The sequence below is a fragment of the Ensifer sp. ZNC0028 genome, from assembly GCF_000799055.1.
Lineage (GTDB): Bacteria > Pseudomonadota > Alphaproteobacteria > Rhizobiales > Rhizobiaceae > Ensifer.
Window position 1 is genome coordinate 1 of record NZ_JTLA01000157.1, and the last position, 20,452, is coordinate 20,452.

15 protein-coding genes are annotated in these 20,452 nt (G+C 63.6%); 9 read left to right on the forward strand and 6 right to left on the reverse strand.

Annotation, left to right across the window (positions count from 1 at the left end; all coding sequences use genetic code 11):
* From L981_RS30555 to L981_RS30590, 8 genes are all read left to right on the forward strand, one after another.
* Window positions 1-935 (forward strand): cytochrome C biogenesis protein CycH (locus L981_RS30555; RefSeq protein WP_043625710.1); only part of this gene is annotated, 935 nt, incomplete at its 5' end.
* Entirely contained in the window at window positions 932-1,384 is a 453-nt protein-coding gene (gene ccmE / locus L981_RS30560; protein ID WP_043625713.1) for a cytochrome c maturation protein CcmE, read from the forward strand. The genes L981_RS30555 and ccmE, both read left to right, overlap by 4 nt.
* Window positions 1,381-3,369 carry a heme lyase CcmF/NrfE family subunit gene (locus L981_RS30565; protein WP_043625716.1) on the forward strand — a complete coding sequence of 663 codons (1,989 nt, stop codon included), beginning with the start codon at window positions 1,381-1,383 and terminating at the stop codon, window positions 3,367-3,369. Before ccmE ends, L981_RS30565 begins: the two co-directional genes overlap by 4 nt.
* Window positions 3,366-3,821, forward strand: a complete 456-nt coding sequence (locus L981_RS30570; protein ID WP_043625719.1) for a cytochrome c-type biogenesis protein — start codon at window positions 3,366-3,368, stop codon at window positions 3,819-3,821. Before L981_RS30565 ends, L981_RS30570 begins: the two co-directional genes overlap by 4 nt.
* 326 nt (window positions 3,822-4,147) lie before the next feature.
* Window positions 4,148-5,707, forward strand: a complete 1,560-nt coding sequence (locus L981_RS30575; protein WP_043625722.1) for a Do family serine endopeptidase — start codon at window positions 4,148-4,150, stop codon at window positions 5,705-5,707.
* 188 nt (window positions 5,708-5,895) lie between these two features.
* A complete protein-coding gene (locus tag L981_RS30580; RefSeq protein WP_043625726.1) occupies window positions 5,896-6,594 on the forward strand; it encodes a response regulator transcription factor in 699 nt (232 codons plus the stop codon).
* Window positions 6,591-7,994 (forward strand): HAMP domain-containing sensor histidine kinase, encoded by a 1,404-nt coding sequence (locus L981_RS30585; protein ID WP_043625729.1) that lies wholly within the window; start codon window positions 6,591-6,593, stop codon window positions 7,992-7,994. Before L981_RS30580 ends, L981_RS30585 begins: the two co-directional genes overlap by 4 nt.
* A gap of 71 nt (window positions 7,995-8,065) precedes the next feature.
* Window positions 8,066-11,020 (forward strand): bifunctional [glutamine synthetase] adenylyltransferase/[glutamine synthetase]-adenylyl-L-tyrosine phosphorylase, encoded by a 2,955-nt coding sequence (locus tag L981_RS30590; protein WP_052202112.1) that lies wholly within the window; start codon window positions 8,066-8,068, stop codon window positions 11,018-11,020.
* A 60-nt stretch (window positions 11,021-11,080) separates the two neighbouring features.
* Here L981_RS30590 and L981_RS30595 read toward each other — a convergent pair whose 3' ends face one another.
* Entirely contained in the window at window positions 11,081-13,408 is a 2,328-nt protein-coding gene (locus L981_RS30595; RefSeq protein ID WP_043625732.1) for a PAS domain-containing sensor histidine kinase, read from the reverse strand.
* A 286-nt stretch (window positions 13,409-13,694) separates the two neighbouring features.
* Window positions 13,695-16,343, reverse strand: a complete 2,649-nt coding sequence (gene pepN / locus L981_RS30600) for an aminopeptidase N (protein ID WP_043625735.1) — start codon at window positions 16,341-16,343, stop codon at window positions 13,695-13,697.
* Between the two features lie 429 nt (window positions 16,344-16,772).
* Between pepN and L981_RS30605 the strand changes: the two genes are divergently transcribed.
* A complete protein-coding gene (locus L981_RS30605; RefSeq protein WP_043625738.1) occupies window positions 16,773-17,711 on the forward strand; it encodes a DMT family transporter in 939 nt (312 codons plus the stop codon).
* Window positions 17,712-17,719: 8 nt separating this feature from the next.
* Here L981_RS30605 and L981_RS30610 read toward each other — a convergent pair whose 3' ends face one another.
* From L981_RS30610 to L981_RS30615, 4 genes are all read right to left on the reverse strand, one after another.
* The gene (locus L981_RS30610; RefSeq protein ID WP_043625741.1) at window positions 17,720-19,012 is read right to left on the reverse strand and encodes an MFS transporter; all 1,293 of its coding nucleotides are present in this window, start codon (window positions 19,010-19,012) and stop codon (window positions 17,720-17,722) included.
* Window positions 19,013-19,209: 197 nt separating this feature from the next.
* Window positions 19,210-19,365, reverse strand: a complete 156-nt coding sequence (locus L981_RS34825; protein WP_156134296.1) for a hypothetical protein — start codon at window positions 19,363-19,365, stop codon at window positions 19,210-19,212.
* A gap of 73 nt (window positions 19,366-19,438) precedes the next feature.
* Entirely contained in the window at window positions 19,439-19,615 is a 177-nt protein-coding gene (locus L981_RS34830) for a hypothetical protein (protein WP_156134297.1), read from the reverse strand.
* A 177-nt stretch (window positions 19,616-19,792) separates the two neighbouring features.
* The coding region (locus L981_RS30615) for a uracil-DNA glycosylase family protein (RefSeq protein WP_043625744.1) at window positions 19,793-20,452 on the reverse strand (660 nt) is incomplete at its 5' end.

The following is a 20,452-nucleotide window of genomic DNA, read 5'->3' on the forward strand; positions in this document are numbered from 1 at the left end:
TGGCGCGCCGGCTGCTGGCCGCTGGCGAGAGCGACAGCGAGGCGGCGCCGGCCGCTGCGCCGCGTCGCAGTGTCAGCCGTCTGGCCCAGGCCTTCGTGCTGCTCTGTCTTCCGGCCGTCGGCCTCTGTCTTTACTTGCTGACTGGCAGCCCGGGCCTTCCGGCGCAGCCGCTCGCCGCACGCCTGGCCGATCCCAATGGCGACATCAACATCCTGATTGCCAAGGCCGAGAACCACCTGGCCATAAACCCGAACGACGGCGCCGGCTGGGATCTGCTTGCGCCGATCTACATGCGCAACGGCCGTGTCGAAGATGCAGTCGATGCCTATGACCGGGCGATCCGCCTGCTCGGCCCGACGCCGGCACGTCTTGGGGGCTACGCCGAGGCGATGGTCGTACAGTCCGACGGCGTCGTGACGAGCAAGGCGCAGGACGCGCTGAAGCAGGCGCTGGCGCTCGACCCCAATGACCCGCGCTCGGAATTCTATCTTGCCCTCGGCCTCAAGCAGGAAGGCAAGAACGCGGAAGCGCTGACCGCCTTCAACCGGCTGGTCGCGACGTCGCCGGCCGACGCACCCTGGCTGCCGCTCGTCAAGCAGCACGTGGCTGAATTGGGGGGCGCCACCAGCGCTGCAGCGCCGGGCAATCCGAGTGCAGATGATGTCGCTGCGGCCCAGAGCATGAGTGCCGGCGATCGCCAGGAAATGATCCGGGGTATGGTCGGCAGCCTAGAAAGCCGGCTGAAAGAAAATCCGGATAATCTCGAAGGCTGGGCGCGGCTGATCCGCTCCCATGTTGTCCTTGATCAACGAGACAAGGCGCTGGCCGCGCTAAGGGAGGGCCTGAAAACCTTCCCGGCCGATGGCGACGGCGGCAAGCAGCTGCTGGCGCTGGCGCGCGAGCTCGGGATTGCCACCGACGGAGTAACGCAATGACGCGCAAACAAAAAAGACTGGCGATCATCGGCGGCGGCGTCGGCTTCCTGGTGCTTGCGGCTTTCCTCGTGATGTTCGCCTTCAGCCAGGCGATCGCCTATTTCTATGTGCCGAGCGACCTCGAAAAGGCCAACGTGCCACCGGGAACCCGCATCCGCCTCGGCGGCGTCGTCGAAGCCGGCTCCGTCAAGCGCGGCGACGGCAAGACGGTGACCTTCACCGTTACCGATACGCTGAGCGGTGTGCCGGTCACCTATACCGGTATCCTGCCCGACCTGTTCCGCGAGGGGCAGGGCGTGGTGACGGAGGGAACCTTCGTTGCGGGAAGCTCGGTCTTCGTGGCCGACTCGGTTCTCGCCAAGCATGACGAGACCTATATGCCCAAGGATGTCGCCGACCGTTTGAAGGCCCAGGGCGTCGAGCTCAGCGGGAAGGAAACCATCAAGTGATCATCGAGCTCGGACACTACGCTCTGGTTCTGGCGCTGGCGACTGCGGTCATTCAGGCGGCCCTGCCGATCCTCGGCGCACGGCTGAACGATCGCGGCCTGATGGAGCTGGCCTCCAGTGCCGCCGTCGCCTGCTTTCTGCTCGTCGCTTTCGCCTTTGCCGTCCTCACCTTCGCCTATGTGACCTCGGACTTCTCGGTCCGCAACGTCTGGGAAAACTCCCATTCGCTGAAGCCGCTGATCTACAAGATCTCGGGCGTCTGGGGGAACCATGAAGGCTCGATGCTGCTTTGGCTGTTGATCCTGACGTTCTTCTCGGCGCTGGTTGCCGCCTTCGGGCGCAACCTGCCTGAGACGCTGAAGGCAAACGTGCTTGCCGTCCAGGCCTGGATCGCGATGGCCTTCGCGCTCTTCATCTTGCTGACGTCCAATCCGTTCGCGCGGTTGATGCCGGCGCCGGGCGAGGGCAAGGACCTGAACCCGATCCTGCAGGATGTCGGTCTCGCTATCCATCCGCCGCTGCTCTATCTCGGCTATGTCGGTTTCTCCGTCTGCTTCTCGTTCGCCATTGCCGCGCTGATCGAGGGGCGAATCGATGCCGCCTGGGCGCGCTGGGTCCGTCCGTGGACGCTCGCTGCCTGGACCTTCCTCACCGCCGGCATTTCGATGGGCTCCTACTGGGCCTATTACGAGCTCGGCTGGGGCGGCTGGTGGTTCTGGGATCCGGTCGAAAACGCCTCCTTCATGCCCTGGCTTGCGGGAACCGCGCTTTTGCACTCCGCGCTGGTCATGGAAAAGCGCGAGGCGCTGAAGATCTGGACCGTACTGCTCGCGATCATGACCTTCTCGCTGTCGCTGCTCGGCACCTTCCTCGTGCGTTCGGGTGTCCTGACCTCGGTTCACGCCTTCGCCACCGACCCGACCCGCGGCATCTTCATCCTCGCCATTCTCGTCTTCTTCATCGGCGGTGCGTTCACGCTCTTCGCCCTGCGCGCCTCGCACCTGAAGGCCGGCGGAATCTTCGCGCCGATCTCGCGTGAGGGCGCGCTGGTCTTCAACAACCTCATCCTGACGACGGCGACCGCGACGGTCCTGACAGGCACGCTCTATCCGCTGGTGCTCGAAGCGCTGACCGGCGACAAGATCTCGGTCGGACCGCCCTTCTTCAACATGACCTTCGGCCTGTTGATGCTGCCGCTGCTCTTTGCCGTGCCCTTCGGTCCGCTGCTTGCCTGGAAGCGCGGCGACTTTGCCGGCGTTTCGCAGCGGCTCTTCGCAGCGGTCGCCATCGGTCTGCTCTTCGGTGTCGCCTACTATTACTTCATGAATGGCGGCCCGGTTCTGGCGCTCTTCGGCATTGCCCTTGGCGTCTATGTGATTGTCGGGTCGTTGACGGACCTTGCGCTGCGCTCCGGCCTCGGCAAGGTCGCGGGCAATGTTGCCTGGCGGCGCTTCTCCGGCCTGCCGCGTTCTGCCTTCGGCACGGCGCTTGCACATATCGGCCTTGGCGTCACCCTGATCGGCATCGTCGCCGTCACGGCCTTCGAAACCGAAACAGTCGTCGAGATGAAGCCGGGCATGACGGTCGATGCCGGCGGCTACACCCTGCGCTTCGACGGAATGCGCAATGGCAGCGGCCCGAACTATTCCGAGGAGTCCGGCCACTTCACCATCAGCCGCGGCGGTGTCGCAATTGACGAAGTCTGGTCATCGAAGCGCCTCTACCAGGCGCGCCGCATGCCGACGACGGAAGCCGGCATCCGCACCTTCGGTTTGAGCCAGCTCTATGTCTCGCTCGGCGACCAGATCAGCGAAGGCGGCATCGTCGTGCGCATCTGGTGGAAGCCGATGATCCTGTGCATCTGGGGCGGCACCCTGTTCATGATGGCGGGCGGCTTCGTCTCCTTGAGCGACCGCCGCCTGCGCGTCGGCGCACCGGCCAAGGCCAAACGACCGAAGACGGTGCCGGTGGGGGCTGCGGAATGAACCGCCTGCTCCTGGCACTCCTGCTTCTGTTCGCGCCTGTCGGCTCAGCCTTTGCCGTCAACCCGGATGAGGTGCTTGCCGATCCCGCGCTCGAAGCGCGGGCGCGGGCGATCTCGGCGGAGCTGCGCTGCATGGTCTGCCAGAACCAGTCGATCGACGATTCCAACGCCGAGCTTGCCAAGGACCTGCGCGTGCTCGTGCGTGAGCGGCTGGCGAACGGCGACAGCGACACGGCCGTCATCGATTACGTCGTGTCCCGCTATGGCGAATTCGTACTGCTGAAGCCGCGCTTCGAGACGAAGACGCTGATCCTCTGGGGAATGCCGGCGACCCTGCTCCTCGTCGGGGCGATTACGCTTGTTATCGCCTCTCGCCGTCGCGGCGCCCAGGCAAAGGGGACGCCGCTTTCCGAGGACGAGAAGGAAAAGCTGAAGAAGCTGCTTCAGCCTTAATGCGGCGCTCGCCGAACGCGCATCCGTTGCACCGGCCCCGCACTAATCTTTTGATATCGCTGGAGATCCCCGCCGGTGGCTGAGAATGCCGCTCGCGCCAACGCGCAATTCCCGGTAGGCCCTTGGTCGAGCCCGGGCCAGCTCTTCACAACATTACCAAAAATTCATTTTCCGGACAGAACTCAGTAAGGTCCCATCCGTTACATCTTTGGTCATCGGCTGTTCCTCCAGTCAGCCAAAACGAATTCCGCCTTCCCTGAGGCGGCTTCGCAACCAGGTTTCGATGCCGTCTTCGACGGCATCAAGGAAGAGAAAAGGCAAAACGGATGTTTACGACCAAATCCCTGCGTCCCTCCCTCAAGACCGTGCTGAAGACCTCGACCGTCGCCGGCCTTGCCGCCGTCATGCTGACCTCGGGTCTGCCGGCCAGCATCTCGCAATCCTTTGCCGATCCGGTGAAGGTAGAAGCGCCGTCGGTGCCGAGCTTTGCCAACGTCGTCGAGGCCGTTTCGCCGGCGGTCGTTTCCGTCCGCGTCCAGTCGCGCGCCAATCCGGTGTCGGAAGACGGAAGCAGTTTCGACTTCAACTTCAACGGTCGCGGCTTCGATGATCTGCCGGAAGACCATCCGCTGAAGCGTTTCTTCAAGGAATTCGGCCCGCGCGGCGACGATCGTGCCGACCGCGGCCCCGGCCGTCGTGGCCCGCATGGCGAAGGCCGCCTGCGTCCGACCGCTCAGGGCTCTGGCTTCTTCATCTCCGATGACGGCTACCTCGTCACCAACAACCACGTCGTTTCCGACGGCTCGGCCTTCACCGTCATCCTCAACGATGGCACCGAACTCGATGCCAAGCTGGTCGGCAAGGACAGCCGCACGGATCTCGCCGTGCTCAAGGTCGATGACAAGCGCAAGTTCACCTATGTCAGCTGGGCCGATGACAGCAAGGTCCGCGTCGGCGACTGGGTGGTTGCCGTCGGCAATCCCTTCGGTCTCGGCGGTACAGTAACCTCGGGCATCGTCTCGGCGCGTGGCCGCGACATCGGCTCCGGCCCCTACGACGATTACCTGCAGGTCGACGCGGCGGTGAACCGCGGCAACTCGGGTGGCCCGACCTTCAACCTCTCCGGCGAAGTCGTCGGCATCAACACGGCGATCTTCTCGCCGTCGGGCGGTGGCAACGTCGGTATCGCCTTTGCCATCCCGTCGACCGTTGCCAAGGATGTGGTTGCCGACCTGATCAAGGACGGTTCGGTTTCCCGCGGCTGGCTCGGCGTGCAGATCCAGCCCGTCACCAAGGATATCGCCGAATCGCTCGGCCTTTCGGAAGCAAGCGGCGCGCTCGTCGTCGAGCCGCAGACCGGTTCGCCGGGCGAAAAAGCCGGTATCAAGAAGGGCGATGTCGTAACCGCGCTGAACGGCGATACGGTCAAGGATCCGCGTGACCTTGCCCGCAAGGTTGCGGCGATCCGCCCGGGCACCACGGTCGACCTGGCCCTGTGGCGCGACGGCAAGGCGGAAACCGTCAAGCTCGAAATCGGCACGCTGCCGAAGGACGACAAGGAAGCTGCCAAGAACCAGGACGACCAGTCCGATGAAGCTCAGCCGTCGAGCGAGCAGGCACTGGCGGACCTTGGCGTCTCGGTCGTGCCGTCCGACGATGGCAAGGGCGTCACCATCGCTTCGGTCGACGAAGACTCCGATGCCAGCGATCGCGGCCTGAAGCAGGGCGAAAAGATCGTCTCGGTGAACAATCAGGAAGTGAAGTCCGCCGACGATATCCTGAAGGTCATCAACACTGCCAAGAAGGACGGTCGTAGCAAGGCGCTCTTCCAGATTGAGGCCCAAAACGGCAGCCGCTTCGTGGCCCTTCCGATCGACAAGGGCTGATCGCGGCAGTCAGATGATTGACCGGAGCGCCGCGATTTCCAAGTGATGTCGCGGCGCTCGCCGTTTGGAGCGGGATGTGAAAAGGCGTGTGCGGTTTTCCGCCCGCATCCCGCTCTCCCTCACGAGAGCACTCGCCAACACGGTTGTCGAAAGTCGAAACCGGTTGAGACAGACAGGGGTCCGGGACTATGGTCGCGCGTATGAAGATTCTCATCATTGAAGACGATCTCGAGGCGGCAGCCTACCTGGCGAAAGCCTTCCGCGAGGCGGGCATCGTGTCCGACCACGCCAGCGATGGCGAGAGCGGCCTGTTCATGGCCAGCGAGAACAATTACGACGTTCTCGTGGTGGACCGCATGCTGCCGCGTCGAGACGGTCTCTCTGTCATCACCGAGCTTCGCCGCAAGGACATCCACACGCCGGTGTTGATCCTGTCGGCGCTCGGCCAGGTGGACGACCGGGTAACGGGTCTGCGCGCAGGTGGCGACGATTATCTGCCGAAGCCCTACGCCTTCAATGAACTGCTCGCCCGCGTCGAGGTGCTCGGTCGCCGCAAGGGCACGCCCGATCAGGACATGGTTTACCGCGTCGGCGATCTGGAACTCGACCGCCTGTCGCATTCCGTGCGCCGGCAGGGAAAGGAAATTCCCTTGCAGCCGCGCGAATTCCGCCTGCTCGAATATCTCATGAAGAACGCCGGCCAGGTCGTCACCCGCACGATGCTGCTGGAAAACGTCTGGGACTACCACTTCGACCCGCAGACCAACGTCATCGACGTGCATGTCTCGCGGCTGCGCTCGAAGATCGAGAAGGACTTCGATGTGCCGCTGCTGCGCACGGTGCGTGGCGCCGGCTACATGATCAAGGATGACCGGGCGCCCGCATGAGCAAGCTTCGCGTTCTCTTCAGAACGACCGCGGTCCGGCTTTCCGCCCTCTACCTCATCCTTTTTTCGCTCTGTGCTGCCTTTCTCGTCATCTACGTCACCGGCATGTCGGAGCGGCTACTGCAGCAGCAGACCCGTGATGCGGTCACCGCCGAGGTGGCGCAGATCGAGCAGGTCTATAGCCGCGCCGGCATGAACGGCCTGTTGCGCTCGCTTGAGCGGCGGGCACGCCAGCCGGGCGCCAATCTCTACGTGATTGCGGGACCGAGCGGCGAAATCCTCGCCGGCAACGTCGCGAGCCTGGAGCCGGGCCTGCTCGACAGCGAAGGCTGGACCGAGCGTCCCTTCGCCTATCAGCGCTATACCGACGAGAGCAAGAAGGACACCCATGTGGCGCTTGCCCATGTGCTGGTGCTCGACAATGGTCTGCGCATTCTCGTCGGCCGCGACCTGCAGGAGCCGCAGAAGTTCCGCGCGCTGGTGCGCCAGGCGCTGATGGTGGCGCTCGGCGTCATGGGGCTCGGCGCGCTCGTTATCTGGTTCGGCATTGGTCGCAACGCTCTGAAGCGCATCGACCGCATGTCGGAGGCGAGCACCAAGATCATGGCCGGCGATCTGTCGCAGCGCCTGCCGATGAGCGGTTCGGGCGACGAATTCGACCGGCTGTCGGAATCGCTGAACGCCATGCTCAGCCGCATCGAGAAACTGAACGAAGGGCTGCGGCAGGTCTCCGACAACATTGCCCACGATCTGAAGACGCCGCTGACGCGGCTGCGCAACAAGGCGGAAGCAGCCCTTGCCCGCAAGGGCACGAGCCAGCGCGGCGCGCTGGAGGAGATCATCGGCGAATCCGATCAACTGATCCGCACTTTCAACGCCCTTCTGATGATCTCGCGCGTGGAGGCCGGCTCGTCTGCCGCCGAGATGAGCGACATCGACCTTTCGCAGATCGTCGCCGATTGCGTCGAGCTCTACGAACCGGTGGCCGAAGATGGCGGTCTGAAACTCGAAGCCGACGTCGCCCCGGGGCTGGTGATTTCAGGCAACCGCGAACTGATCGGCCAGGCCCTCGGCAACCTCATCGACAACGCCATCAAATATGCCGATGGCGCCGAGAACCCCCTGATCAAGGTCTCGCTGGAAAAGCGCGAGGGAAGTGTGTTGCTGTCGGTTGCCGATCACGGTTCGGGCATACCGGCGGCGATGCGCGACGAGGTGATCAAGCGCTTCGTACGCCTGGACGAGAGCCGGTCCAAGCCCGGCACCGGCCTTGGCCTGTCGCTGGTCGAGGCAGTCATGGAAATGCACCATGGCGCGCTGCATCTCACAGACACGGTTCCGTCCGCCGAAGGCGGCAAGGGTCTGACGGTTCAGATGGTTTTCCCGGTGGCGGCAACCTGATAGACCGGTTCCGGGAGAACGAGGTGGAGTGAGGCAGCGCGCGCCGTCCGCTCCGGCGAGAGGGAGACGGCATGCAGGAACAGGTGCAGAAGTGCTGGGCGGTCGAGACGACACCGATCCGCCCGGCCACACAGGCCGATGCCAAAACAGCGCTTTCGGTCTTGAAGGATATGGCCAAGGGCCACGAAAAGGTCGCAAGCCTGCTTGCGTCCGACACGCCGTTCAAGACTTTCATCGTCTCGGCCTTTGCCCTTTCCCCATTCCTGCGCGACACCGGCGACAGCCGACCGGCTATTCTCGAAGAACTTCTGACGACCGAACTCACGGCTTTCCTGAGCGAGCGCGTGCGCCGCGCCCGCGATGCCTGGAAGCCGAACGAGGGCGGCGCGGCATTGCCAGATACGGAGATCATGGCGCGGCTGAGACGCGCCAAGCGTGAGCTCGCCTTCGCGGTCGCTCTCGCCGATCTCTCCCGCCATTTCGACGGGCGCGAAACCACCCGCTGGCTCAGCGAATTCGCCGGTGCGGCCGTCTCCGCGACGATCGACCACCTGCTCTTGAGCGCGCACGAGAGCGGCAAGCTGAAGGTCAAGGATGTCGCAAACCCGAGCGCCGGTTCCGGTGTCGTCGTGCTCGGCATGGGCAAGCTCGGCGCCTTCGAGCTCAACTATTCCTCCGATATCGACCTCGTCGTTTTCTACGATCCGCAGTCCGGCATCATCGTCGACCGCGACGATGCCTCGGAAACTTTCGGCCGGTTGCTGCGCCGCCTGATCCGCATCCTGCAGGAGCGTAGCGGCGACGGGTACGTCTTCCGCACCGACCTGCGCCTGCGCCCGGACCCGGGTTCGACGCCGCTGGCGATCCCGGTCGAAGCGGCGATGCTCTATTACGAAAGCAGGGGGCAGAACTGGGAGCGCGCCGCCTTCATCAAGGCGCGGCCGGTCGCCGGCGACATCGAGGCCGGCGAGCACTTTCTCAAGGACCTGGTCCCCTTCGTCTTCCGCAAATATCTCGACTATGCGGCGATCGCCGACATTCATTCGATCAAGCGGCAGATCCATGCCCACAAGGGGCACGGCGAGATCGCGGTCAAAGGCCACAACATCAAGCTCGGCCGCGGCGGCATCCGCGAGATCGAGTTCTTCGTCCAGACCCAACAACTGATTGCCGGTGGCCGCATGCCGGACCTGCGCCAGCGCGCAACCGAGCCGATGCTGCGGGCGCTCGTCAAGGCCGGCTGGATCGACGAGGAGACGGCCGACGAACTTGTCGAGGCCTATTGGTTCCTGCGCGATGTCGAGCACCGGATCCAGATGGTGCGCGACGAGCAGACGCACGTCTTGCCCGAGACCGAAGCGGAGCTGAAGCGCATCGCCTATATGCTCGGCTTCGAGGACACGGCCGCCTTTTCCAAGGCCCTGTCGCGCGTGCTCAAGACCGTCGAGCGCCGCTATGCCCAGCTCTTCGAACAGGAAGCAAAGCTGTCGACCGAGACCGGCAACCTCGTCTTCACCGGCCAGCGCGATGACCCGGACACGTTGGAGACGCTGAAGAAACTCGGCTTCCAGCGGCCTTCGGACATCTCCCACACGATCCGCACCTGGCACTATGGGCGCTACCGCGCGACGCAGTCGGTGGAGGCGCGCGAGCGGCTGACCGAGCTGACGCCGGAGCTGCTGCGGGTCTTCGGCGAAAGCCGGCGCGCAGACGACGCGCTGCTGCGGTTCGACAACTTCATCTCCGGCCTGCCGGCGGGTATTCAGCTCTTCTCGCTGCTCGGCAACAATCCGGGCCTCCTGTCGTTGATCGTCAATGTCATGTCGTCGGCGCCAAGGCTTGCAGAAATCATCGCCGCGCGCCCGCACGTCTTTGATGGCATGCTCGATCCCGGCCTGCTCGCCGAACTGCCGACGCGGGAGTATCTGGCGCCACGCATCGCCAATTTCGTCGGCGGTGCACGCCATTATGAGGAGGTGCTCGATCGCCTCAGGATCATCGCCGCCGAGCAGCGCTTCCTGATCGGCATCCGGCTTTTGACCGGCGCAATCTCCGGCGCGCAAGCCGGCCGTGCCTTTACCGATCTTGCCGACCTCATCATCGCTGCGGCGGTGAAGGCGGTCGAGGACGAAGTCCGCTCCGTTCATGGCGATTTCCCCGGCGGCCGTATCGCCGTCGTCGGGATGGGCAAGCTCGGCAGCCACGAGCTGACCGCGGGCTCGGACGTCGACCTGATCCTGCTCTACGACTACGACGAGACGGCAACCGAATCCGACGGCGCCAAGCCGCTCGATCCGACGCGTTACTTCACGCGGGTGACGCAGCGCCTGATCGCCGCACTTTCCGCGCCGACGGCGGAAGGCATTCTCTACGAGGTCGACATGCGGCTTCGTCCCTCCGGAAACAAGGGGCCAGTCGCAACCAGGATCAACGCCTTTGCCAAGTATCAGCGCGAAGAGGCCTGGACCTGGGAGCATCTGGCTTTGACCCGGGCGCGCTGCATCTGCGGCGACGACCGGCTGATGGCCGAGGCCAACGGGATCTTCGCCGAGATCCTCGGGCGCAAGCGCGATGTTGCCAAGGTTAGCGCCGACGTGATCTCCATGCGCGAGATGATCGATAGCGAGAAACCGCCGAGCGACATCTGGGACTTCAAGCTGATCCCGGGGGGCCTCGTCGATATCGAGTTCATCACCCAGTATCTGGCACTCGTGGCACCGGCCAAGGGCGTTCAGCCGCTGACATCGGGCACCAATACCGCCGACGCGTTGAAGCTGCTTGGCGATGCGCTGATGAACCCTAACGATCTCGATGTGGCGCTGGAGGCGCTGCATCTTTTCACCGAACTGTCCCAGATCGTGCGGCTTTGCATCGACGGTGAGTTCGAGCCGAAGGAAGCGCCCGCGGGCCTGATCGATCTTGTCTGCCGGGCAGGGGACTATCCGGACCTGAAAACCCTGGAGGGAGACGTCCGCAGGCTTTCCAAGTCCGTGCGGCGCGTCTTCCAATCGGTCGTTTCGGGGTGAATGGGGCCGCGCGGAAAGCGGAAAGCGCGCGGAAGCCCGCGCGCTGATTGAGACCCTGCCTTAGGTTCGGTCCGGAATCCTGACCGAAATGATGGTCCCGACATTCTCGGTCGAGTGAATTCTCATGCTGCCGCCGTGCAGGCGGGTGAGTGAGCGCGAGATCGCGAGCCCCAGGCCGGATCCGCCCTTGCTCTTGGCGTACTGGCTCTGCACCTGTTCGAAGGGTTGGCCGATCTTCTGAAGCGCGTCGCGCGGAATGCCGATGCCGGAATCGGCGATGGTGAGCGTTACCGCGCCCGTCACCTTGCGTGCCCGAAGCGAAATCCGCCCGCCCTCATTGGTGAACTTCACCGCATTGGACAGGAGGTTGAGCAGCACCTGCTTCATCGCCCGACGATCGGCGATCATGGTCAGGCCCGACGAGATCTGCTGCACCACGTGGATGTTCTTCTGCTCGGCCGGAATGGTGGTGAAGCGCAGCGTTTCCTCGATGAGGGGCGCGAGATCGATCGTCTCGCGGCTGATGCGCATGTGCCCGGCCTCGATCTTCGACATGTCGAGAATGTCGTTGATGACGTTCAAGAGATGCTTGCCGCTCTCATGGATGTCGCGCGAATACTCGTTGTACTTCTCCGAACCGAGCGGCCCGAACATCTGGTTCTGCAGGATTTCCGAGAAGCCGAGGATGGCGTTGAGCGGCGTGCGCAGCTCATGCGACATGTTCGCGAGGAACTCGGACTTGGCGCGATTGGCCGCTTCCGCGCGGTCCTTTTCGACCTGGTAGTTGGAGTTGGCGACCGAAAGCTCGGTCTTCTGCCGCTCCAGCGTCATGCGCGAGGCCGAGAGGTCGCCGATGGTGGCCATCAGCCGCCGTTCGGATTCGCGCAGGCGCACCTGGTGGCGCTTCAGGAGCGTGATGTCGGTGCCGACGGAAACAAGGCCGCCGTCGCGCGTGCGCCGCTCGTTGATCTGCAGCCAGCGCTCATCCGCAAGCTGGACTTCACTCGTCTGCGACTGGTTGCTGTGATCCGGGTCGGCGATCCGCCGCTCGACCACTGGCCGCGCTGCCGCCGTATGCACGGCGATGCGTTCGGTGCCGGGAACCAGCACATGATCCGGAAGCTTGTAGGCCTCCTGGAAGTGGGTGTTGCACATCACAAGGCGGTCGTGCTTGTCCCAGAGCACGAAGGCTTCGGAGGTACATTCGATCGCGTCTGCGAGCCGCTGGTCGGCCTCGGCGTAGCGCTGGGCAAGCCGGTGCTGTTCGGTCACGTCCATGGCGATGCCGATCAGATGCGCCCGGCCAGAGGCGGTGCGGATAATCTCGGCGCGCGCGCGCAGCCACACATAGTGACCATCCGCATGGCGCATGCGGAACACCTGGTCGATCTGGCGCGCGTCGCCGCGGGCGATCGTGCGGGCGACGCTGTAGATGCCGTGATCGTCCGGGTGCATCAGCCGTGCGGCGTCGCCGAAGGAGAGCACGCTGCTTTCGCCGGGCATGCCGAGCATTTCGTACATCGAGCGCGACCAGAACAGCCGCCGGTTGGCGAGATCGAAATCCCAAAGGCCGCAGCGGCCGCGCGAGAGCGCCGTCTCGACCCGCAGGTTCGATTCGGCAAAGACGGAATCGGCATCGCGCGCGCGTTTTGCCTGGATGTAGTAGGCGTAGAGCACCATCAAGAGGATGGCCGAGATGCCGGCAAACAGCGTGACGTTCAGCGAAACCTCGTCTCGCCAGGTCGTCTCGAGCTGGGTGACCGGCGTTGCGGCCAGCACGACGCCAGCCGCATCGGGCAGCTGCGCCAGCGCCACGATGTGGTCGGCGCCGGCGATCGCCGTTTTCATGATGCTCGAATGCTCGCCGAAATATTGTAGCGTCGCGATGTCGGGCGCGGCCGCGGCGAGCGTGCGTCCGATGAGCGGGCCACCGCCTTCCGTGCTTGCGAATATCCGACCGTCCTTGCGAACCGCGAGGATGAACGTGCCGGGATCGAGCATGCCGGTCGGCAGAAACTGGCTGAAGCGTTGCTCCGCCTCGGCACGCCGGCCCTCATCGAATAGCGCGACGCCGTCCGTCTGGAAGGCGGCAACGGCGATCGCCGCGGCAAGGCCGACGGTCTGGCGTGAGCTTTCCTCCATGCGGGCGTGCTCGTCCATGATGCTGGACATGCGCGAAACCGCCACGATGATCAGGAACGCAATGATCAGGATCGGGATGGAGCGCTTGAGAACGGGCTCCGCGTTTGCCAGGCGGCGCGAAGCCGGCCCGGCAAAGATCTTCGCCTGCGAGATAAACTCCTGCTCCAGGCCGGTGACGCCTGGAAGCTTGAGTCGCAACCGTCCGTCGGCTGCGCTCGCTGGTCGCGCGTCCGCCATCTTTCCCAATGCTCTAAACCCTCTGATGATTCGGCGCGCCGCTCGCCCGAATCTGACTCAATGAATCACAGGGCGATTCGCCTTGTCCAGAGGCGCTGGTAAAGATTTGTTAACCATTTCTTATCGTTGGAAAATAATAGGCCGGGTCGCGCTACAGCGCCGCGCGTCTTGTTCAGACGCGCAAAGGTCGCTGTAACGCTTTGATTTGCCGCATGTCTTTTCCCTTAAATCGAGGACGATTTAAGGAGACATGCAGGTGCGGCCCGGCCGCAGGAAAATCAGGCTTTGGCGATGCTCAGGCCTTGAGCATGCGCTCGACGATGTCGCCGACATCGGCCGAAAGTTTCGATGCGCCGGCGATCTCCTTCAGCGCCTTGCGGGCATGCCCGGCACGCTTGTCTTCCAGCGAACGCCAGGAGCGCATGGAGGTCAGGATGCGGGCCGCAAGCTGCGGATTGCGCGGGTCGATATCGAGGATCTGGCGCGCGAGGAAGCGGTAGCCTTCGCCGTCGGCGCGGTTGAAGCCGGTCGGATTGGCAAAGGCGTAGGTGCCCACCAGCGAGCGCACGCGGTTCGGATTGTTGCCGTTGAACAGCGGCTCGTCCATCAGCGCCTTGATGCGATCGAGCGTCCCAGCGCCCGGGATCGTCGCCTGTACGGCGAACCACTTGTCGATGACGAGCGCGTTGTCGGCGAACCGCGTGCGGAATGTTGCAAGCGCCTCTGCCGCCTCGGCCGAATCCGGGAAGCGGTGCGCGAGCAACGCCAGCGCATGGCTGAGGTCGGTCATGTTGTTGGCTGCCGCAAAGGCCTTCGCCGCACGCTCGGGCCCATCTTCGGCCTGAACCAGATAGGTGAGCGCGCTGTTGCGCAGTGCCCGCCTGCCGGCGCTTGCCGCATCCGGGCTGAACTCGCCGCCGGAGACGAGCTCGTCGGCGAGCTTGAGGAAGGTGTCGCGCCCGGCGACGGCAACGGCCGTCAGGATCTGCTGACGGGCCGCGTGGATTGCGTCCGGATCGTTGTTGGTGCCGATCTCGCGGGCGATATCGGATTCGCTCGGCAGCGCCAGCGCCTGCGAACGGAAGGCCGGCTCCAGGCTGTCGTCGGCGGCGGCCCGGATCAGGCCGTCGATCAGCGCCTTGTCCGCGGTGACCGGCTTGCCGGCGCGGACATTCGCCGTCGCCTCGACGAGATTGGCAAGCGCGATGGCGTTGAGCGCCTGCCAGCGGGCGAAGAGGTCGCTTTCGTGGTGCGCGATCAGAGCGAGGTCGTCGGCGCTCTGCTCGATATGCAGGTTGATCGGCGCGGAGAAGCTGCGGTTGAACGACGGAACCGGGCGCGAGGGGATGCCCGAGAAGACGACCGTCTGCTTGCGCTCCGTCAGATGCAGGACATCGTCGGTCATGTCGGCGCCGGAAACGGCGGTAAGGGCGGCTTCGCTGCCGTTTTCGAGCAGCAGTCCCATCTTCAGCGGAATGTGCATCGCTTCCTTGGCGCTCTGTCCGGGCGTGGGCGGCACGGTCTGTTCGAGCGACAGGGTAAAGGTCTGCTTGGCGGCGTCATAGGCGCCCGAAGCGGTGACCAGCGGCGTTCCGGCCTGGTGATACCAGAGGGCGAACTGGCGCAGATCCCGACCGCTTGCCGCCTCGAAGCAGGCGACGAAATCCTCGATCGTCACCGCCTGGCCGTCGTGCCGGTCGAAATAGAGATCCATGCCTTTCTTGAACAGATCGCGGCCGAGAATGGTCGCGATCATGCGGGTGACTTCCGATCCCTTTTCATAGACCGTCGTCGTGTAGAAGTTGTTGATTTCGCGGTATTTTGTCGGGCGCACCGGGTGGGCAAGGGGACCGGCATCCTCAGGGAACTGCTCCGACTTCAGATGACGCACTTCGGCAATGCGCTTGACCGCGCGCGAGCGCATGTCGGCAGAGAATTCGTGGTCGCGGTAGACCGTCAGGCCTTCCTTCAGGCAGAGCTGGAACCAGTCGCGGCAGGTGATGCGGTTGCCGGTCCAGTTGTGGAAATATTCGTGCGCGATGATCGCCTCGATATTGGCGTAGTCCGCATCGGTCGCCGTTTCCGGGTCCGCAAGCACGTATTTGTCGTTGAAGACGTTGAGGCCCTTGTTCTCCATGGCGCCCATGTTGAAGTCGGAGACGGCGACGATCATGAAGATGTCGAGGTCGTATTCGCGACCGAAGGCCTCTTCGTCCCACTTCATCGAGCGCTTGAGCGCATCCATGGCATAGGAGGCGCGGGGCTCCTTGCCGTGTTCGACATAGATCTTCAGCGCGACGTCGCGGCCGGACATGGTCGTGAAGGTATCCTCGACCACGCCGAGGTCGCCGGCGACCAGCGCAAAGAGATAGCTCGGCTTCGGATGCGGATCGAACCAGGCGGCGAAGTGACGGCCGTCGCCCATGTCGGCGCCGCCGAGATAGTTGCCGTTCGAAAGCAGGAGGGGAGAGGACGCCTTGTCGGCGATGATGTTGACCGTGTAGACGGCGAGTACATCGGGACGATCGGGGAAATAGGTAATGCGGCGGAAGCCTTCGGCTTCGCATTGGGTGCTGTAGACGCCGTTGGTGCGGTAAAGCCCCATCAACTGCGTATTGGTCTCGGGCGAAAGCAGCGTGGTGATGGTGATTTCGAACGGGGCGGTTTCGGGCAGGCCGCGGATCGTCAGCGTATCGTCGGCGACATCGTAGAGCGACGTCGCAAGCTCTTCCTGGTCGAGCAGCAGGCCGGTCATGGTCAACTCGTCGCCATCGAGCACGAGCGGCGCGGCACTGTCGACACCCTCGCGGCGATGGAAGATCAGCCGGGCCTCGACCTTGGTCTCCTTCGGGTCTAGCTCGAAGGTCAGATCCACTCTCTCCAGAACGAAGTCAGTCGGCCGGTAGTCTTCCAGATGAATGATCTGGCCAGTATTTGTCCGCATGGTCAGTCCCGCTTGCACCGTTCTACTGGAGAATTTGTAGAGGGCGCCTGTGATGGTGAAAAGGCCAAGGGGCGAAAAGCTGGGCTGTGCCACACGATTGTGATGCCGGCGACCGCACTTCCGACAGAAAAGACATGGCGTCCGTTAATCTTCCCGCTCCCTTATCGGACCGATGTGTATCGAAGTGGGACTAACAAGACATGAATTGGAAAGGTTTTTTTCGGGGCAGCTAAAGAAAAGCCGGGCGTCCTACTGTCGAAGGTTAATCGATCAAGAAAAAACGTCATTCATCACGAAGTTTGATCCGACTTTCATGCGAAGCGTCGCTAAGGTGGTGGGGTCCTGCAGCGGTTCTCTCCGCTGAAAAATCTCCAAACCAGCCCGCGCGCCTGCTGATTGCCGGTCAAGGCTGTTCGAAAAGTGCCCTCAATGAATGCGGAAGTCGAAAGCCCGATGAAGGGGATCCTGCTCAAGGTCCTTTCCGTCGTCATTTTCGTTTGCATGTCGACGCTGATCAAGGCAGCCGGAAACGAGATCGCCACCGGCCAGATCACCTTCTACCGCTCGGCCTTCGCCATGGTGCCGATCCTCGGTTATCTCGCTCTTCGCGGACAGTTGCGCGACGCCTTCAAGACCAAGGACATCACTGGCCATATCGCTCGCGGCTTCATCGGCATTCTCGCAATGAGCTTCGGCTTCTACGGTCTTGTGCACCTGCCGCTGCCTGAAGCCATCGCCATCGGCTATGCCATGCCGCTGATCGCGGTCGCCTTCGCCGCAATATTTCTCGGAGAATCCGTCCGGCTTTATCGCTGGTCGGCGGTCGTCATCGGGCTCGTCGGGGTGATGATCATCACCTGGCCGAGGCTGACGCTGTTCGAAGAGGGGGGCTTCGGTTCGTTCGAGGCCATGGGGGCGGCCGCGGTGCTGGTCTCGGCGGCGCTCGGCGCCGTTGCGATGGTGCTGGTGCGAAAGCTCGTCAAGAATGAGCGTACCCACACGATCGTGCTCTATTTTTCGCTGTCGGCTTCGGTCTTCTCGCTCGCGACCTTGCCTTTCGGCTGGCCGTCGATTTCGCGCGAAGCCTTCCTGCTCTTGATGTTTGCTGGTTTCTGCGGCGGTGTCGCCCAGATCCTTCTGACCGAGAGCTATCGCCATGCCGACATGTCGACGATCGCACCGTTCGAATACACCTCGATCGTGCTCGGCCTGATCATAGGATACTTCCTGTTCGACGATATCCCAACGGCCACCATGCTTGTCGGCACGGCCATCGTCGTCGGCGCCGGCATCTTCATCATCTTTCGCGAGCACCGGCTCGGCCTCGAGCGCCGGGGCGCCCGCAAGCATGTGACGCCGCAGGGCTGAGCCACGGCCTACGGCCGCGGGTTTTCCCAGGCCGGGACCGTGTCGTCGTCGATCAGCGGTTCCTGTGCGGCCTGCAGGGCAGCCGGGCTCGTCACATCGGGACCGGGTGTCGGCATGACGCTCGTTGCCTGGAAGTCGGTCTTGACGACGAGCCCCTTGTGCTGTTCGCGCCGCAGAATGCGCCAGGCGGCATAGCCGCCATAGAGCGCGAAGTAGACGGCAAGGACGAGAAACAGCGCCGCCGGGCCGAAACGGTCCATGACCGGACCGACCATGAGCGGGCCGGAAATCGTGCCGAGCCCGTAGGTGATCATCAGGCCCGAGGACGTCTCGACATATTCGTTGGGTTTGGCAAGGTCGTTGGCATGCGCGACGTTCAGCGCGTAGATCGGGAAGAGCACCGATCCGACGAAGGCGGCGATGATATAGAGAACAGCGGGCTGGCTGCCGATCGACGCCGACATCACCAGGCACGAGATGACGCCGACGATGCCGCAGCCGACCATGACGATGCGCCGGTCGATCTTGTCGGAAAGACGCCCGATCGGGATCTGCGAGAGGGCGCTACCCGTCAATAGCGAGGCGAGCAGTGTGGCGCCTTCCGCCGTCGAAAGTCCGATCTTCTGGGTGAAGACGCCGCCGAGGTTCAGCCAGGCGCCCGACAGCGCGCCGGCGAGGAAGCCGCCGACCACGGCAACCGGCGAGCGGCGAAAGAGGGCGGGGATATCGAACTTCGCCTGCGCCGGCGGCGCGGGCATGGGGGATGAGGAGAGCGCCGTCGGCAGCAGCGCCAGCGAGAAGAGCACGCTGCAAAGCATGAACAGCGACGTGTTGGTCGGATCGCCGAGCGGCACCATGTATTGTCCGCCGATCGTGCCGACCATCGTCGTGATCAGGTAGAGCGAAAAGAGCAGGCCGCGGTTTTCATTGGTGACGCGCTCGTTGAGCCAGCTCTCGATGACGAGATAGCTGCCGGAGATGGCAAAGCCGGCAATGGCGCGGAACACGATCCAGGCGCGCCAGTCGACGATGAGGCCGCAGAGCAGGATCGCGATGGAGAGCAGGGTGATCAGCGCGGTAAAGACGCGCACATGGCCGACACGCAGCACGAATTTCGGCGTGACGACGCAGGAGATCGTGAAGCCGACCGTATAGCCGGTGGCAATCACCGAGACCGTCAGCGTCGACCAGTTCTCTGCGACGGAGCGCACGGGGATAACATAGCTCTGCAGGCCGAAGCCGACCATCATGAGCAGGGTCGACACCATCAGGCTGAAGACGGAAGCGAGGCTGGCCAGCATCGGCGCTCCTGGAAACGTGGCGCTTCGTCATTTGTCCGATGACAAGCAAACGCAGATGGAGCGAGGAACGGTCTGGCGGGACCGGATGAGCCTGACACTCCTTAGTCGGGACGAGTGTGGCTCTATCCAGTCTTCTACGCCCTGTCGATTGCGACAGGCGATGGCAAAAAGGCGGTGTGTTGGTCTTCGGGCAGCGATCAGTTCGGCAGCAGCGGGCTCACGGCCACGCGATGGGCGCGGCGTGCGTCCTGCTTGGTGCTGAGAACGGTGTACTCGCGCGAGGCGCGCACGGCCGTGCCGATGTCGGAGATCGAATCGAGCAGGACCTTGAGGCTGGCAATCGGCTTGGTCATGGGTTCGTTCCTTTCTTCGTGTCGGGTCAAACGATGCGTCACGCGATACGCAAGGCCGCGTATCGCGTGGGGATCAGCGCTGGATGAAGTCGGCGAAAATCTGCGCCGGACGGGTGGTCCGGGCGAGGCCGATCGCGGTCATCTGCTCGTTGGCTGCCGTGCCAAAGCGGTTGAACGGCGTCCGTTGAGCAGCGCCGGTGTGACGGAGCGTCTCAAAGCTGCTGTGGATCGGACGAAAGCGGGCAGTCATGGTTCAGTTCCTTAAATTCCATTCCTCCCGTGTCAATATATTGCGCTGCAACATGCCATTTTGCAATGCGTCAAAATGCGCCGCTGATATGCGCAGGCCGCATGGCTTTCTTCATACTTTGTTCATGAAACGGGCAGGCGGCCGCGAGTGCCATCCGGGCAGGCGCTTTCCTCGGGATCAGCCGTGAATGCGGGCCTTGAAGGCAAGCAGATCCTGCCAGACGAAGCGCTTGTTGATCGGCGCGGTTACCAGGTCCTGCGGATGCAGGGTGGCAAGTGTCGGCACGGTGATGCCGCCGATCGCAAGCTCGCGCCATTCGCCGCGAAGCTGGTGGATCGTGTCGTTGCCGCCGAAGAAGAAACGGGCGGTGAAATTGCCGAGCAGCAGCAGATGCTTAGGCTCTGCCAGCGCGATCTGGCGTTCGATGAAGGGTCGGCAGATATCGGCCTCGCGCGCCGTCGGCACGCGGTTGCCCGGCGGGCGCCAGGGCACGACATTGCTCAAGAGCACACTTTCACGCGTAAGGCCTATGCCGGCGATCATCCGGGTCAGCATCTCGCCGAGGCGGCCGGCAAAGGGCTGGCCGTCGCGATCGTCGTCTGCATAGGGCATCGGGCCGACGATCATGATGCCGCTTGCAGCATCACCTTCGGCAAAAACCAGATTGCGGGCGCTGTTTCTCAGATTGCAGCCAGCAAAACCCTCCATCGCTGTCCGGAGTTCGGCGAGCGACCGCGCCGATTCGGCGGCAAAGCGCGCCTCTTCGATCGCCTGCGCATCGGGAATGGCAACCGCTGGGGCGTTCGCGACCAGGGCCGGTGCGCGGGAAGGCGTGGG

Bases quoted from the DNA above. Each gene is read 5' to 3' on its own strand.
- ccmE (WP_043625713.1), top strand. From the start codon at position 932: ATGACGCGCAAACAAAAAAGACTGGCGATCATCGGCGGCGGCGTCGGC.
- L981_RS30570 (WP_043625719.1), top strand. From the start codon at position 3,366: ATGAACCGCCTGCTCCTGGCACTCCTGCTTCTGTTCGCGCCTGTCGGC.
- L981_RS30575 (WP_043625722.1), top strand. From the start codon at position 4,148: ATGTTTACGACCAAATCCCTGCGTCCCTCCCTCAAGACCGTGCTGAAG.
- L981_RS30580 (WP_043625726.1), top strand. From the start codon at position 5,896: ATGGTCGCGCGTATGAAGATTCTCATCATTGAAGACGATCTCGAGGCG.
- L981_RS30585 (WP_043625729.1), top strand. From the start codon at position 6,591: ATGAGCAAGCTTCGCGTTCTCTTCAGAACGACCGCGGTCCGGCTTTCC.
- L981_RS30590 (WP_052202112.1), top strand. From the start codon at position 8,066: ATGCAGGAACAGGTGCAGAAGTGCTGGGCGGTCGAGACGACACCGATC.
- pepN (WP_043625735.1), bottom strand. From the start codon at position 16,343: ATGCGGACAAATACTGGCCAGATCATTCATCTGGAAGACTACCGGCCG.
- L981_RS30605 (WP_043625738.1), top strand. From the start codon at position 16,773: ATGAATGCGGAAGTCGAAAGCCCGATGAAGGGGATCCTGCTCAAGGTC.
- L981_RS30610 (WP_043625741.1), bottom strand. From the start codon at position 19,012: ATGCTGGCCAGCCTCGCTTCCGTCTTCAGCCTGATGGTGTCGACCCTG.
- L981_RS34825 (WP_156134296.1), bottom strand. From the start codon at position 19,365: ATGACCAAGCCGATTGCCAGCCTCAAGGTCCTGCTCGATTCGATCTCC.
- L981_RS34830 (WP_156134297.1), bottom strand. From the start codon at position 19,615: ATGACTGCCCGCTTTCGTCCGATCCACAGCAGCTTTGAGACGCTCCGT.